This is a genomic window from Pantoea sp. WEP, assembly GCF_041678305.1.
Classification (GTDB): Bacteria; Pseudomonadota; Gammaproteobacteria; order Enterobacterales; family Enterobacteriaceae; genus Pantoea; species Pantoea dispersa.
In genome coordinates this window covers 1412641-1428193 of record NZ_JBGNXB010000001.1, presented here as the reverse complement: position 1 = coordinate 1428193, position 15553 = coordinate 1412641, and the positions used below count along the sequence as shown (strand labels likewise).

13 protein-coding genes are annotated in these 15553 nt (G+C 59.4%); 8 read left to right on the top strand and 5 right to left on the bottom strand.

Translation table 11 applies throughout. The features are described from left to right. Positions 1 to 175: 175 nt before the first annotated feature. The 3 genes from ackA (at position 176) to ABVR31_RS06540 (ending at position 4998) form a co-directional block, all read left to right on the top strand. Positions 176 to 1378, top strand: coding sequence for an acetate kinase (ackA, locus tag ABVR31_RS06550; protein ID WP_021509203.1), 1203 nt, complete (start codon positions 176 to 178; stop codon positions 1376 to 1378). 69 nt (positions 1379 to 1447) lie between these two features. After that, complete coding sequence (pta, locus tag ABVR31_RS06545; protein WP_176428128.1) at positions 1448 to 3592, top strand: phosphate acetyltransferase; 2145 nt, start codon at positions 1448 to 1450, stop codon at positions 3590 to 3592. Between the two features lie 146 nt (positions 3593 to 3738). Then, positions 3739 to 4998, top strand: a complete 1260-nt coding sequence (locus ABVR31_RS06540; RefSeq protein WP_372772175.1) for a 4-aminobutyrate--2-oxoglutarate transaminase — start codon at positions 3739 to 3741, stop codon at positions 4996 to 4998. A gap of 45 nt (positions 4999 to 5043) precedes the next feature. On the opposite strand, the gene yfcD is transcribed toward ABVR31_RS06540, so the two are convergent. Together yfcD and yfcF are read right to left on the bottom strand one after the other, a co-directional pair. Then, positions 5044 to 5589: an NUDIX hydrolase YfcD gene (gene yfcD, locus ABVR31_RS06535; RefSeq protein ID WP_021509200.1), complete on the bottom strand. Its 546-nt coding sequence runs from the start codon at positions 5587 to 5589 to the stop codon at positions 5044 to 5046. A 105-nt stretch (positions 5590 to 5694) separates the two neighbouring features. Continuing rightward, on the bottom strand, positions 5695 to 6336 hold the full coding sequence (gene yfcF / locus ABVR31_RS06530) for a glutathione transferase (protein ID WP_058758433.1): 642 nt from the start codon (positions 6334 to 6336) through the stop codon (positions 5695 to 5697). 204 nt (positions 6337 to 6540) lie between these two features. Here yfcF and ABVR31_RS06525 point away from each other — a divergent pair, with 204 nt between their 5' ends. Beyond that, complete coding sequence (locus ABVR31_RS06525) at positions 6541 to 7437, top strand: TIGR01777 family oxidoreductase (RefSeq protein ID WP_021509198.1); 897 nt, start codon at positions 6541 to 6543, stop codon at positions 7435 to 7437. Positions 7438 to 7454: 17 nt separating this feature from the next. Here ABVR31_RS06525 and ABVR31_RS06520 read toward each other — a convergent pair whose 3' ends face one another. Beyond that, entirely contained in the window at positions 7455 to 8342 is an 888-nt protein-coding gene (locus ABVR31_RS06520; RefSeq protein WP_222951810.1) for a LysR family transcriptional regulator, read from the bottom strand. 171 nt (positions 8343 to 8513) lie between these two features. Between ABVR31_RS06520 and ABVR31_RS06515 the strand changes: the two genes are divergently transcribed. Beyond that, the gene (locus ABVR31_RS06515; protein WP_372772172.1) at positions 8514 to 9383 is read left to right on the top strand and encodes an MBL fold metallo-hydrolase; all 870 of its coding nucleotides are present in this window, start codon (positions 8514 to 8516) and stop codon (positions 9381 to 9383) included. Positions 9384 to 9439: 56 nt separating this feature from the next. On the opposite strand, the gene ABVR31_RS06510 is transcribed toward ABVR31_RS06515, so the two are convergent. Continuing rightward, positions 9440 to 10204 (bottom strand): SDR family oxidoreductase, encoded by a 765-nt coding sequence (locus ABVR31_RS06510; protein WP_336698080.1) that lies wholly within the window; start codon positions 10202 to 10204, stop codon positions 9440 to 9442. A gap of 281 nt (positions 10205 to 10485) precedes the next feature. Between ABVR31_RS06510 and ABVR31_RS06505 the strand changes: the two genes are divergently transcribed. From ABVR31_RS06505 to ABVR31_RS06495, 3 genes are read left to right on the top strand one after another with little or no spacing between them, the layout of a single operon-like run. Then, complete coding sequence (locus ABVR31_RS06505; RefSeq protein WP_021509194.1) at positions 10486 to 11232, top strand: gluconate 2-dehydrogenase subunit 3 family protein; 747 nt, start codon at positions 10486 to 10488, stop codon at positions 11230 to 11232. Beyond that, positions 11233 to 12999 (top strand): GMC family oxidoreductase, encoded by a 1767-nt coding sequence (locus tag ABVR31_RS06500; RefSeq protein WP_021509193.1) that lies wholly within the window; start codon positions 11233 to 11235, stop codon positions 12997 to 12999. Then, positions 12996 to 14210, top strand: a complete 1215-nt coding sequence (locus ABVR31_RS06495) for a cytochrome c (protein ID WP_021509192.1) — start codon at positions 12996 to 12998, stop codon at positions 14208 to 14210. Before ABVR31_RS06500 ends, ABVR31_RS06495 begins: the two co-directional genes overlap by 4 nt. Positions 14211 to 14259: 49 nt before the next feature. On the opposite strand, the gene ABVR31_RS06490 is transcribed toward ABVR31_RS06495, so the two are convergent. After that, a complete protein-coding gene (locus tag ABVR31_RS06490; protein ID WP_021509191.1) occupies positions 14260 to 15540 on the bottom strand; it encodes an MFS transporter in 1281 nt (426 codons plus the stop codon). Positions 15541 to 15553: the final 13 nt, after the last annotated feature.

Here is a 15553-nt window from a genome sequence, read left to right as displayed (position 1 = left end):
CCATGTTTCGCTTCGTGGATTTCAAAAATCTGCGTAAAATTACCGAAATTTTTTGCGTGTCGTTTCTTTTTTGACTAGCGCATGATGTTAATCATTAATCTACAAGCTTTCATAGGCTACGCTGTTAGTCTGATTGCGTTATTTTTAGCCACTATTTAACAAAATAGGTACTTCCATGTCGACGAAGTTAGTACTGGTCCTCAACTGCGGCAGCTCCTCTCTTAAGTTTGCCATTCTCAATCCAGCCAGCGGTGACGAATACCTTTCCGGTCTGGCGGAGTGTTTCCACCTGCCGGAAGCGCGCATCAAGTGGAAACTGGACGGCAGCAAACAGGAAGCCCCGCTCGGCGCGGGCGCAGCGCACAGCGAAGCGCTGAACTTCATCGTTAAAACTATTCTGGCACAAAAACCAGAGCTTTCGGCACAAATCGCTGCAATCGGCCATCGTATCGTTCACGGCGGCGAGCAGCTGACGCAATCGGTGGTGATTGACGAGTCCGTCATTCAGGGCATCAAAGACGCGTCGTCCTTCGCGCCACTGCACAATCCGGCGCACCTGATCGGTATCGACGAAGCCATGAAAAACTTCCCGCACCTGTCGGATAAAAATGTCGCCGTTTTCGACACCGCCTTCCATCAGACTATGCCGGAAGAGTCCTATCTCTATGCCCTGCCGTACAACCTGTATAAAGAGCACGGCGTGCGCCGCTACGGCGCGCACGGCACCAGTCACTACTATGTGACGCAGGAAGCCGCCAAAATGCTGAACAAGCCGGTCAGCGAGCTGAACATCATCACCTGCCATCTCGGCAACGGCGGTTCTGTGGCGGCCATCCGTAACGGCCAGTGCGTAGATACCTCAATGGGTCTGACGCCGCTGGAAGGTCTGGTGATGGGCACCCGCAGCGGTGACATCGATCCGGCTATCGTCTTCTTCCTGCACGATACGCTGGGCATGAGCGTGGATGCGATCAACAAACTGCTGACCAAAGAGTCCGGCCTGCTCGGCCTGACCGAAGTCACCAGCGACTGCCGTTACGTAGAAGACAACTACGCCACCAAAGACGATGCCAAACGCGCGATGGATGTGTTCTGTCACCGCCTGGCGAAGTACATCGGCAGCTACACCGCGCTGATGGAAGGCCGTCTGGATGCGGTGGTGTTTACTGGCGGTATCGGTGAAAACGCGGCGATGGTACGTGAACTGGCGCTGGACAAACTGGGTCTGCTTGGCTTCGAGGTTGACCACGAGCGCAACCTGGCTGCACGCTTCGGCAAGTCCGGCTTCATCAATAAAGAGGGGACCCGCCCGGCGGTGGTGATTCCAACCAATGAAGAGTGGGTCATCGCCCAGGACGCCGCGCGCCTCACCGCGTAATGTTTCTCTCCGTCAGCTTCGGCTGACGGTGTTGTTTTTGACACCCTGTAACACCGCGAGGTTTCTATAGTGTCACGTACAATTATGCTTATTCCTACCGGCACCAGCGTCGGCCTGACCAGCGTCAGCCTTGGCGTGATTCGTGCCATGGAGCGCAAAGGCGTGCGCCTGAGCGTGTTCAAACCGATCGCCCAGCCGCGCGCCGGCGGCGATGCGCCAGATCAGACCACCACCATCATTCGCAAAAACTCCGCTATTCCGGCCGCGGTTCCGCTGCCGATGTCCCGCGTTGAGTCGCTGCTGGGTTCTAACCAGCAGGATGTGCTGATGGAAGAGATCATCGCCAACTACCACGCCAACGCCAAAGATGCGGAAGTGGTGCTGGTGGAAGGCCTGGTTCCGACGCGCAAACATCAGTTTGCCTCGGCGCTGAACTATGAAATTGCCAAAACGCTGAACGCGGAGATCGTCTTCGTCATGTCGCTGGGTAACGACTCACCGGCACAGCTGAAAGAGCGCATCGAACTGACGCAGAGCAGCTTCGGCGGCAGCAAAAACAAAAACATCACCGGCGTCATCATCAACAAACTCAATGCGCCAGTGGATGAGCAGGGCCGTACCCGTCCGGATCTGTCAGAAATTTTCGACGACTCCTCGAAAGCCAGCATCGCCAACATCGATCCTAAGCAGCTGTTCGCTAACAGCCCGCTGCCGGTGCTGGGCTGCGTGCCGTGGAGCTTTGATCTGATCGCGACGCGCGCCATTGATATGTGCCGCCATCTCAACGCGGAGATCATCAACGAAGGTGAAATCCATACGCGTCGCGTCAAATCCGTCACCTTCTGCGCGCGCAGCATCCCGCATATGCTGGAGCACTTCCGTCCAGGCTCGCTGCTGGTGACCTCAGCCGACCGTCCTGACGTGCTGGTGGCGGCCTGTCTGGCGGCGATGAACGGCATCGAAATTGGTGCAGTGCTGCTGACCGGCGGCTATCAGATTGAAGCGCCGATCGCCCGTCTGTGCGAACGCGCCTTCCAGACCGGCCTGCCGGTGTTCATGGTAAAAACCAACACCTGGCAAACCTCGCTCAGCCTGCAGAGCTTCAATCTGGAAGTGCCGGCTGACGACACGCAGCGCATTGAAAAAGTGCAGGAGTACGTGGCCGGCTTTATCAATGCTGACTGGGTTGAATCACTGACCGCCACATCCGAACGCAGCCGTCGTCTGTCACCGCCGGCATTCCGTTATCAGCTCACCGAGCTGGCGCGTAAAGCCGGCAAGCGCATCGTCCTGCCGGAAGGCGACGAACCGCGCACCGTTAAAGCGGCGGCGATTTGTGCCGAGCGCGGCATCGCCACCTGTGTGCTGCTGGGCAATCCGGATGAGATTCAGCGCGTGGCCGCAGCGCAGGGCGTTGAGCTCGGCAAAGGCATTGAAATTGTCGATCCGCAGGTGGTGCGTGACAACTACGTGCCGCGCCTGGTTGAGCTGCGTAAGAGCAAAGGCATGACCGAAGTGGTCGCGCAGGAGCAGCTGGAAGATAACGTAGTGCTGGGCACCATGATGCTGGAAAGCGGCGAAGTTGACGGTCTGGTCTCGGGCGCGGTTCACACCACCGCCAACACCATTCGTCCGCCGTTGCAGCTGATCAAAACCGCGCCCAACAGCTCGCTGGTCTCCTCAGTGTTCTTCATGCTGCTGCCAGAACAGGTGCTGGTGTACGGTGACTGCGCCATCAACCCGGATCCTAATCCGGAACAGCTGGCCGAGATCGCGATTCAGTCTGCCGACTCCGCCAAAGCCTTCGGCATCGATCCACGCGTAGCGATGATCTCCTACTCTACCGGTAACTCCGGTGCCGGTAGTGACGTAGAGAAAGTGCGTGAAGCAACGCGCATTGCGCAGGAAAAACGCCCGGATCTGGTGATCGATGGCCCGCTGCAGTACGACGCCGCGATCATGGAAGACGTCGCCAAGTCTAAAGCGCCGAACTCAGCGGTGGCCGGACGTGCGACGGTATTTATCTTCCCGGATCTCAACACCGGTAACACCACTTACAAAGCGGTGCAGCGCTCTGCCGACCTGATCTCCATCGGGCCGATGCTGCAGGGCATGCGCAAACCGGTTAACGACCTGTCACGCGGTGCGCTGGTCGATGATATCGTCTACACCATTGCGCTGACGGCGATTCAGTCGCAGCAGGCTGAAGGCTAATCCCCTTCCCCGCTCCGCATCAGCACGCCCGCCCGGGCGTGCTTTTTTTTATCCTGCGCCACAACCCTGCCCGTATAAACGCACTGGCAAAATCCCGCCTGCGCGCTAACACTGATTACACTCTCCCGCGACTTACGAGGTCAGCAATGAGCAACAGTGATGTGCACAGCCGTCGGTTACAGGCCACGCCGCGTGGTGTGGGCGTGATGTGTGATTTCTTTGCGGCGAAAGCCGAAAACGCCACGCTGTGGGACCAGCAGGGGCGCGAATATATTGATTTCGCCGCTGGCATTGCGGTGCTCAATACCGGCCACCGGCATCCCAAAGTGCTGGCGGCGGTACAGCAGCAGCTGACGTGCTTCACCCATACCGCGTTTCAAATCGTGCCGTATGAGAACTACATTCACCTTGCGGAGCGTCTGAATGCGCTGGTGCCGATTGAAGGCGCCGTGAAAACCACCTTCTTCTCTACCGGCGCCGAGGCGGTCGAGAACGCGGTTAAAATCGCGCGCGCAGCCACCGGCCGCCCGGGGATTATCGCCTTCAGCGGCGCGTTCCACGGTCGCACCAATATGACCATGGCGCTGACCGGCAAAGTTCTGCCTTACAAAACCGGCTTCGGCCCGTTTGCCAGCCCGGTGTTTCACGCGCGCTACCCCAATGCGCTGCATAACGTCAGCGTGCACGATGCGCTCGACAGTCTGGAGACGATTTTCCGCAGCGATATCGCGCCACAGCAGGTGGCGGCCATCATCTTTGAACCGGTTCAGGGCGAAGGCGGATTTTATGTCGCGCCGCCAGAGTTTGTGACGGCGCTGCGTCAGCTGTGCGATCGCCACGGCATCCTGCTGATCGCCGATGAAGTACAGAGCGGTTTTGCGCGCACCGGCAGGCTGTTTGCCAGCGAATATTATGAGGTGCAGCCGGATCTGATCACGCTGGCGAAAAGTCTGGCAGGCGGGTTTCCGCTATCGGCGGTAAGCGGCCGGGCCGCGGTGATGGATGCACCGGAGCCGGGCGGTCTGGGCGGCACTTATGCTGGCCATCCGCCGGCAATTGCCGCCGCGCATGCGGTGCTGGATATTATCAGTGAGGAAAACTTGTGCGAGCGTGCGCAATGGCTCGGTACGCAGCTGGCGGAAGCGTTGAACGGCGCCGGATGCCGTGCGCTGGCCGAGGTACGCGGTTATGGCTCGATGATGGCGGCGGAATTCCATGACGCCAGCGGCCGGCCCTCGGCGGAGATCGCCAAAGCGATTCAGCAGCAGGCGCTGGCCGAAGGATTGATCCTGCTGACCTGCGGCGTGCACAGCAACGTGATCCGCTTTCTTTATCCGCTAACCATTCCGGACGCCCAGTTCAGCACAGCGCTGAATATTCTCACCCATATTCTCAGCCAGCATTAAACACAAAAGGCACCCTTAGGGTGCCTTGCTGCGGAAGCGCAGGAATCAGGCTTCGCTGCTTTGCTTACTGCGCACCGCGTCACTGTTGCGGCTCAGCCACAGCGACAGGGCTTTGAGTGAATCATCGGTGAATTCATCACAGCGGGCGGTGATCTCTTCCGGCGTCATCCAGAACACTTCATCCACTTCCTCTTCCTGCATGGCAAACGGACCGTGCGACACGCAGCTGAACAGTCCACCCCATACGCGGCAGTGCTGATCTTCGAAGTAGAATTTGCCGTGCTCGGCGAACGGGACATCAGCGATGCCGAGCTCCTCTTCCGCTTCACGACGGGCGGATTCCAGCAGGTCTTCACCGCTTTGCACCACGCCGCCCGCAGTGGCATCCAGCATACCCGGCATGAAATCTTTGCTCTCGGTACGGCGTTGCACCAGAATCTTGCCCATGCCGTCGTGCACCACAATATAGGTAGCGCGATGGCGCAGACATTGCGCACGCATCTGCGCACGGCTGGCCTGCGCAATCACTTCGTTTTCTTCGCTAACGATATCCACCCACTCGATACCGTCACCTGCCGTTTGATCCACCATCCGGTAACCCTTTCTCTGTTTTCGGCGTGCCCAGCACGCGCCTGTTTGCGATGCTTTATTAGAATGAGCGCTAAGGTAAAGCGTTCTTTTCGTCGCCGCAAGGTTTTAGCGTGCTTTACCCGACTCGGCCAGCCACAGCTGCACTGAGGCGCGCTGCCACTGGAATTCTGCATAGTGCTGCAGCTTCACCGGCAGCGGATCGCCGTGCAGCGCCAGCCGGTTAATCATCACCGCCAGGTCGGTGTCGGCAATCGACCACTCGCCAAACAGGTTCTGTTGGCCGTCCGGCAGCAGGCGCTGCACCGCGGCAATCAATTTACTGGCGGCCTGTTCGCCAGCGGGCGTGAGCGGAGCAAAGCGTTCAGCAGCAAACAGCACTTCGGTAGGTCGCTCCGTGCGCAGCGCCAGTAAATCGCTGCGCAGCCACGCCTGCACTTCGCGCGCGTGGGCACGTTTTTCGCGATCGCGCGGATAGAGGCGCTCAAACTCCGGCGCCGGAAAACGCTCTTCGAGGTATTCGGCGATGGCCGAGGATTCATTCAGGCTGACATCATCAATTTGCAGCGTGGGCACACGGCAGGTCAGCGACAGGCCGCGGTATTCCTCGTCAAGCTGTGCATTGCGCGACAGGTCAACGCGCCTGACCGTAAAGGGAATGCCCTTCTCGGTAAGCGCAACATAAACTGACATGGCATACGGGCTAAAAAAACAGGAATCGGACCACAACGTAATGGCGGGATAGTTCATCAGCTGCCTCGGCTAAGCGTCAGGTGTGCATCATGTTTACCGATTTTTGCCGGCTAAGGCAATGGCGGGCTGGTCCGATGTTTTGCCGCAGGACCACGGCAAACTGGCGGTTTTTCATCATAAGCGTAAGCGCTGTCACGCCGCAGCGGCACTTCTCTTCTATGCTCAATTCAGAGCAGATAATTAATGACAGGGAGACTAAACATGCACCTGCTTATTACCGGTGGTACCGGCTTGATAGGTCGCCATTTAATTCCGCGCCTGCTGCAGCTGGGCCATCAGGTGAATGTGGTAACGCGTGACGTGGCGGCTGCGCGGGAAAAACTCGATGCGCGCGTGATGCTGTGGTCGGGCATTAACCAGCAGTCCGATCTCAATGCTATTGACGGCGTCATCAATCTGGCGGGAGAACCGATTGCCGACAAGCGCTGGACCGAGCAGCAGAAGCAGCGCCTGTGCGAAAGCCGCTGGCAAATCACTGAACAGATCGTCTCGCTGATCCACGCCAGCAGCAATCCGCCGCGCCTGTTGATTTCCGGCTCGGCCACCGGCTTTTATGGTGATACCGGCGATGTGGTGGTGACCGAGGACGATCCGGGCCACGAGGAGTTTACCCACACCCTGTGCGCCCGCTGGGAGCAGCTGGCGCTGAAGGCGCAAAGCGAGCGCACCCGCGTGTGCCTGCTGCGCACCGGCGTGGTGCTGGCGCGCGAAGGTGGCGCGCTGAGCAAAATGAAGCTGCCGTTCAAACTTGGCGTCGGCGGACCGATTGGCAGCGGCAAACAGTACCTGCCGTGGATCCACGTGGACGATCTGGTCAACGCCATCCTGTGGTTGATAGATAACGATCAGTTGCAGGGCCCGTTCAACATGGTGGCGCCTTACGCGGTGCGCAACGAGCAGTTCGCCGCCACGCTGGGCCAGGTGATGCACCGTCCGGCCTTTATGCGCACCCCGGCGAGCGCCATCAAACTGATGATGGGAGAATCCGCCGTGCTGGTGCTGGGCGGGCAGCACGTGCTGCCGAAGCGGCTGGAGGAGTCCGGCTTCGGTTTCCGCTGGTACGATTTGCAGGAAGCGCTGCAGGATGTCGCCGGCTGACGCACCTCCGCTCAGGCTTACCGCGGCGCCACGGCGGGCGTGAGGCAAAGCTGCTGCAGAAAACGCGCCGTCAACGGTCGGGTATCCTGCCTGCGCCAGACGGCATACAGCACGATCTCCAGCGCCAGATCGGGTAGCGGCATCAGCACAACGTTATCCGGTACGATGCGCGCCAGGCTGTGCTGGATCAGGGTGAAACCCAGCCCGGCTTCGACACAGGCAAGCGCGGCCAGCGGACCATTCACTTCAAAACGAATATCCGGCTGGAAGCCGGCGCGCTGGCAGGCTGCCAGCAATCGCGCCCGCGCGGCAGGGTTGAGATTTTCCTGGTCGGCAATCCACGCCCGACCGTGCAAATCAGCCGCCACAGGTGCGGTCAGCGCACTGGATGCTGGCATCGCCAGCAGCACCGGCTCGGTCGCGATCTTCTTATGCACAAAATCCGCGTCGTCGTGCGGCAGCGTATGCACAATGGCAATATCGATCGCCCCCGCCTCTAACCGGGCAATTTGCTGTGCGGAACGTAACGCATGCAGCCGGACATCAATGCCCGCCCCCGGTGCCAGCCGCGCCAGTGCCGCGGGCAGCAGGCGCGAGTGAATAGCCGCCTCCACATATCCTATATCCAGCCGCCCGACGTCACCCTGCTGCAGATGCTGCGCATACTCTTTTAGCCGTTCGTGATGCTGCAAAAAGGGCGTCACCTCGGTGAGAAAGCGCTTACCCTCATCCGTCAGGCGCAGGCGTTTCTTTTCACGGTGAAACAGCACCATGCCCAGTTCGCTTTCCAGCTGCTGAATTTGCCGGCTAAGCGGTGACGGCGAAATATGTAACCGTTCCGCAGCCTGACCAATATGCTCCAACGCCGCGACAGTAGCAAAGGCGCGCAAAATTTTTATGTCCATGACAATCCGGGTCTCAACTCTGTCAAAAATGACACTGGTCACCTTAACGGTGTTAGCGTCATTATCGCGCTGACAGCCACTGACGCAGCATTATCATCGCGCTAATCCGCCGCGAAAATTGCCGCGTTATTTGTTTAACGTGAACGAGTAAATTAGCGCACTGAGATCATTATGAGCCAGGCAATATTTTCATACACCACCGGGAAATATCAGGTCAGCGCCATCAGCGACGGCACCATGCAAGCCAGTCTGAGTTTATTAACGGACATTCACCACGACGATGCGGTCGAACTGCAACGTCAGGCAGGCATAGCACAGCCGGGCGACATCCATGTGTTTTGTTATCTGATTCGCGGTCAGGGACGCGTGATTCTGGTGGATACCGGGATGGGAAAACGCGATGCGCAGAGCGGCAAATTACTGCCTCATCTGCAGCTGGCCGGGGTGACGCCGGACGACATCGATACCCTGTTATTAACCCATGCGCACCCCGATCATATTGGCGGCTTGCTGGACAGCGCGGGTCAGCCGGTCTTTCGCCATGCCCGGCTCTGCCTCAGCCACAGCGAAGCCGCCTTCTGGCAGGATGATGCGGCGATCAGCCAGCTGAGTGAACGCGCGCAGTTAAACGCGGCGCTGGTGCGGCGCACCCTGCAGGCTTATGGCCCGCGGCTGCAGCTGATGGCGGATGAGGAGATCAGCCCGGGAATCCGTGCGCTGGCGTTGCCCGGTCATACTCCGGGGCATTGCGGGTTTCGCATTGATTCAGACGGCGAGCGTTTATTGATTTGGGGTGATATTGTGCATTACCCGCCTGTTCAGCTGGCCTGTCCGCAGGTTTCTATCGCCTTCGATATTGATCCCGTCATGGCCAGAGAGTCGCGCCAGCGTATTTTGCAGCAGGTGGCAGCGGAAAATACGGTGATTGCCGGCATGCATTTTGGCGCGTCTGGCTTTGCCAGAATCGTGGCGTTAGCGAACGGCGGTTATACGGCCAGCTATGTGTCAGCATGTGACGATGGCGAAGCGGGTGAGCCATGACCGACTAACAGGCGGATTGACGGTGACATTACACCTGACCCTCCGCCTGTTATCACTTACGCCTGTTTCGGCTGGCCGTTCGACGCCGTCAGACCGCCATCGACCGGCAGGTTAACGCCGGTGATATAACGCGCGTCGTCGCTGGCGATGAAAGCAATCGCGCTGGCGATATCTTCCGGCTCACCGGCGCGGCCCAGCGGAATACGGTCATAGAAGCGTGCAAGCAGCGCCTCATCGTTTTTCATCTCTTCGGTGAGATCGGTAAAGGTAAAGCCCGGGCAAACGGCGTTAACGCGCACGCCGTCCGTGCCATAATCCATCGCCAGCGCGCGGGTAAAATTAGTCACCGCGCCCTTTGCGGCGTTGTAGACACTCATGCCCCAGTCGCCGCCCAGTCCGGATACCGACGAGGTATTCACCACGTTGCCTTTACTGTTGAGCAGCGCGGGCATAAAGAAGTGAGTGCAGTAAAATACACCGTCGAGGTCAGTACTCATCAGCGACTTCCAGTCCGCTATCGACACTTCATGAATTTTGCCCTGCACGATGCTGCCGGCGTTATTCACCAGCACATCCACGCGCCCATACTGCTGCTGCACCTGCTCTGCCAGTTGTTTAACCTGATCCGCATCGCCGACGTCGCAGGGTGCCACCAGATGATTCTCGCCGCTCAGCGTGTTCAGCACCTGTTCCAGCTTGTCGCGGGTTCTGCCCACCAGCACCACCTGTGCGCCTTCACTGGCGAAACGCTGCGCCGCGGCGGCACCAATGCCGGATCCGGCTCCGGTAATCACCACCACTTTCTCTGCAAAGCGCGACATATTTCCTCCTGGTTATTTCGTGGTTGAAACGGTTAAGCCTGGCAGCCAGCGCGCTGAGTTCAAGCGAAGCCTGCAGATTTAACGTGGCGCTTAGTTCAGGAAATAACCGGCGGATTATCAAATAGTGCACTTTTTTGTACGGTTATTGGTCGCCCCCCCCCAGCCCGTCTACAGTTAACATTCGCCATAAAAATTTACAAAAACTGAAGATTCCGGCCCGCTGTGCCACCGCGCACGCCGGCCGGTTACGCCTTATCTTGATACTCTGTCTGGAAGCGATGATGAAAAAACGAGCCAAAACCCTGCCCGGTGTCACACGACGCCAGGTACTGACCTGGTCGACGCTGGGCGTTGCCGCTGGCGTCACCCGCGCCGCCGATGCCGTCTCCCTCAAGGGCGCCCCCGGCTGGACGCCCTTCGCCGATAACCCACCGGAACAGTTCCAGGCTCAGGGCTGGCTGTTCTTTACCGAGGAAGAAGCGCGCACCGTGGAAGCCATGGTTGACCGCATTATTCCGGCGGACGAGCTGAGCGTGGGCGGCAAAGAAGCCGGCTGCGCTGTCTTTATCGACCGCCAGCTGCACGGCTTTTATGGCACCTTCGAACGCCTCTACATGCAGGGCCCGTTTCAGCAGGGCACCACCGAGCAGGGCGACCAGTCGCCGCTGGTGCCGCAACAGCGCTATCGCCAGGGGCTGGCGGCGCTCAACCGCTACGTGCAGCAAACTTCGCAAAAGAACTTTGTCGATCTGACGCCAGCGCAGCAGGACGCGCTGCTGGCAGACATGGAAGCCGGAAAGGTGCATTTCAGCGGCTTTGATGCGCAGTCGCTGTTTCTTGAGGTGCTGAACAACACCATGGAAGGCTTCTTTGCCGATCCGATCTACGGCGGCAACAAAGACATGGTGTCGTGGAAGATGCTGGGCTTTCCCGGCGCGCGCTATGACTATCGCGAATACGTTGAGCGCCACAACGAAAATCTGGGCTTAGAGCCGATCAGCATTGCGCAATGGAAAGCACGGGGATAGATGATGAAGAAATTACCAAAAACCGATGTGGTGGTGATTGGTCTCGGCTGGGCCGGATCGATTATCGCCAATGAACTGGCCGACGAAGGCCTGGAAGTGATCGGCATTGAGCGCGGCCCATGGCGCGATACCGCGCGCGACTTCAATATTGGCACCGTCACCGACGAGCTGCGCTACGTGATGCGCGAAGAGCTGATGCTACGCACGCGGCAGAACACCTGCACCATGCGCAACAATCCGTCGCAAACCGCCCTGCCGATGCGCACCTGGGGCTCGTTCCATCCGGGCAACGGCACCGGCGGCGCGGGCAATCACTGGGCCGGCATTACCTTTCGCTTTCAGCCGGAAGAGTTTCGCCTGAAAAGCCACCTGACCGAACGCTACGGTGCCAGTGCCATTCCGGATGAGCTGGTGCTGCAGGACTGGGGCACCAGCTGGGAGGAGATGGAGCCGCACTACATGCAATTTGAGCGCGTGGCCGGCACCTCGGGTTACGCCGGCAATATTCAGGGACAGAAACGGGCGGGCGGCAATCCGTTCGAAGGCGCGCGGTCGGCCGACTACCCGACGCCGCCGCTGCGCCAGCCCTATGGTCCGACGCTGTTTGCCGAAGCAGCAAAAAATCTCGGCTACCAGCCGTTTCCGGTGCCCTCCTCGCTGGTTTCCGAGGCGTACACCAATCCCTACGGCGTCACCATGGGCCCCTGCACCTTCTGCGGCTTCTGCACCAACTACGGCTGCGCCAACTACTCGAAAGCCAGCGCCATCACCACTGTGCTGCCGGCGCTGATGCGCAAAGAGAACTTTACCGCGTATACCAACTGCGAAGTGCTGGAAGTGCTGACCGATGCCAGCGGCAAACAGGCCACCGGCGTCACCTACATCGACTCCTCCGGCGATAAGTGGGAACAGCCGGCTGATCTGGTGATCGTCGCCGCCTTTACCTTTGAAAACGTGCGCCTGATGCTGCTCTCCGGCATTGGCCAGGCCTATGATCCGGTCACAAACAAAGGCACCACCGGCCGCAATTACGCCTATCAGACCGCCAACGGCGTCACGCTGTTTTTCGACAACAAAAACTTTAACCCGTTTATCGGTGCCGGCGCGGTGGGCATGGGCATTGATGAATTTAATAACGATAATTTTGACCACAGCGGTCTGGGCTTCTTCGGCGGCGGCAGCATCCGCGTGACGCCCATCGGCTCGGCACCGATTGGCTACCGGCCGCTGCCGCCCAACACGCCCAAATGGGGCTCGAAGTGGAAGCGCGCACTGAAAGACAACTATCTCAGCACCATGTCGATTGGCTGCGAGGCCAGCAGCTACACCACGCGCACCAACTATCTGTCGCTCGATCCCAACTACAAAGATCCGCATGGCAGACCGCTGCTGCGCATTACCTTCGACTTTGCGGCGAACGATCTGAAAATGGCGCAGTACTGCACGGGTAAAGTGGCGGAAATCGCTAAATCGATGAACCCGCGCGAGATGATTGTCAAACCGATGACCGGCCACTGGAGCAGCGTGCCGTATCAGTCGTCGCACGTGGTTGGCGGCTTTATTATGGGCAGCGATCCCTCAACCAGCTCGGTCAATAAACATCTGCAGGTGTGGGATGTACCGAACCTGTTCGTGGTGGGCGCGTCAGCCTTTCCGCAAAACCCGGGCTATAACCCGACCGGCACCGTCGGCGCGCTGGCATTCAAAGCGGCGCATGCGATTCGTCACTACTATCTGCAACGTCCCGGGGAGATGATTACCGCATGAAAACACGCCTCTCTCTGTGCGCTGCCGCGCTGCTGCTCACCAGCTTTGTGTCTCACGCCCAGCCGGAATACGATCAGTACGCGCGCGGCAGCTATATCGCCACGCTGGCGGACTGCACCGCCTGCCACACCGCCGATCCGCAGCAGCCGTTTGCCGGGGGCGTCAGGTTGCAGACGCCGTTTGGTACGCTGGTCGGCGCTAACATCACGCCGGACCGCGAAACCGGCATCGGCAACTGGCGCTATGAAGATTTCCGCCGCGCCATGACCGAGGGCATCGGCCACGGCGGCAAGCGGCTGTACGGCGCGATGCCGTTCACCGCCTACACCAAAATGTCGGATAAGGATCTGCAGGATTTGTGGGCATGGATGCAGACGCTGCAGCCGATACACAACCCGGTCGAGACCAATCAGCTGCCCTTCCCTTTCAACATCCGCACCAGCCTGATGGTGTGGAACTGGATCAACTTTGACCAGGGCGCGTTCCAGCCGGACGCCCGTCAATCCGCCCAGTGGAATCGCGGTGCGTATCTGGTGCAGGGCGCGGGCCACTGCGGCACCTGCCACACGCCGAAAAATCTGCTCGGCGGCGATAAAAACGGCGCGTTTTTGCGTGGCGAAGTGGTCGAAGGCTGGATGGCGCCGGACATCACCGCGAACCCGCACAGCGGGCTGGGCAAATGGAGCCAGCAGGATATCGTCAGCTACCTGCGTACCGGCGTGAACCGTTTCGATATCGCTTCCGGTCCAATGGCCGACGCGGTGCGTCACTCCACGCAGCACTGGCGCGATGAAGATCTGCAGGCGGTGGCGGTGTACCTGAAAAGCGGTGAATCGCGTGATGAGCAAGTGCCCGCCGCACTTGCCGCGACGGACGATCGCATGAAGCTGGGCGCGCAAATCTATGCGGCGAAGTGCTCAGCCTGCCACAGCCCGGGCGGTCGCGGTGAGAAGAATATCTTTCCGCAGCTGGCGGACAATCCGTTGCTCAATCAGGAGGATGCCACCTCGCTGATTCGGGTGGTCGCCGCCGGTAGTCGCGGTGTCGATACCGATGCCCGCCCGACGGCACCGGCAATGCCGGCCTTTGCCGGCACGCTGGGTGATGAGGAGATCGCCGCAGTGGTGAGCTACATCCGCAACAGCTGGGGAAATGCCGCCGCACCGGTCAGCGCTGACGACGTGAAGAAAGTGAAACAGAAGCTGGAATAGCGCCGGGTCAGCACCGGCAGCGGCGGCTGCCGGTGCGACAGGCTCAGCTTTAGCTGCGCTGCTGCACCACCGACGACTTCACCGCTGACGCTTCCCGCGTGTGTCCCGGCTGCGGCACACGGATAATAAAGGTCAGCACGCCGGCGAACAGGTAGAGCGCGGTATAGGCCCACACTACCCCGACGATATCGAAGAACGGCAGCAGCAATGAAGCAATCGCCGGGGCCACAAAGTTACTCAGCCCGGCCGACAGATTGTAAATCGATACCGCTGCGCCCTTATGATGCGGTTCCAGCGTCGGGAACACCGCGGTCATTGGCACAAAGGCAGCGACAAAGATCCCCAGCATGATCGCCGGAATCAGCGCCACCCAGAAGTTATGCCCGGCATACAGCGGCAGGTAGTAAAACGCCAGGCTGGAGATCGCCATACCGAGGCAGCCGAACCAGCGCACCTGGCGGATCCAGCCCAGCTTCTCACCGGTAATGCCCCAGAAAATATTGGTAAAAATGGTGACGAAGAAGAACACCGCCCAAATCTGCAGCCATTCGGAAATGGTAAAGCCGAGCCGATCGACAAACAGCAGCGGCATGATGATGGCAAAACCAAACAGCGACAGCGTATTGATGATGCGGATCAGGCAGGCATAAAACACATGCTGGTTGGTGAACAGAATGGTTACGGCACGCGACATCTCCGTCATCTTATCGCGCAGCGGCAGATTAACGCGGGAACGGTCCACCGGCACGTTGCGCAGGCTGAAGTAGGCCAGCACGCCGCCGCACGCCACCCAGACAATCGCCAGCCATAAGGTGCCGGTTTCGCCCAGCATCGGGATGGTCAGGCTCGGCAGATAGCTGCCCACCACGCCAATCCCCACGGAATACATCGCCCAGAACCAGCCGGTGGCGGCGGCCAGCTTGTCACGCGGCAGCACCTGCACCAGCATCATCATGAACGAGTAGATAAACAGCGGATAGGCCAGGCCGCGAATGCCGTAGAACAGCACCATCAGCGGATAGTTACGCAGTCCGAGCCCCAGCGACATAAACAGCGCATGCATGACGATCCACAGCACAAAGCCAATCATCATGGCGCGCTGCGGCGTAATCAGCTCCGCCACCACACCGGAGGCCCACGCCGCCAGCGCGGCGGCCAGACCATAAAACGTAAACACCACCGCCGACTGGGCCGGCGAAAAGCCCATGTCAGTGATGTGGCGCGAGAGAAACGCCATTTCGAAGCCGTCGCCGGCCATGAAAATGGCGATGGCCAGAAAGCCCCAGAACATCTTTTTCGGTAAGCCAAACCAGTATGCGTTCGATTGCATGACAATCTTCCTT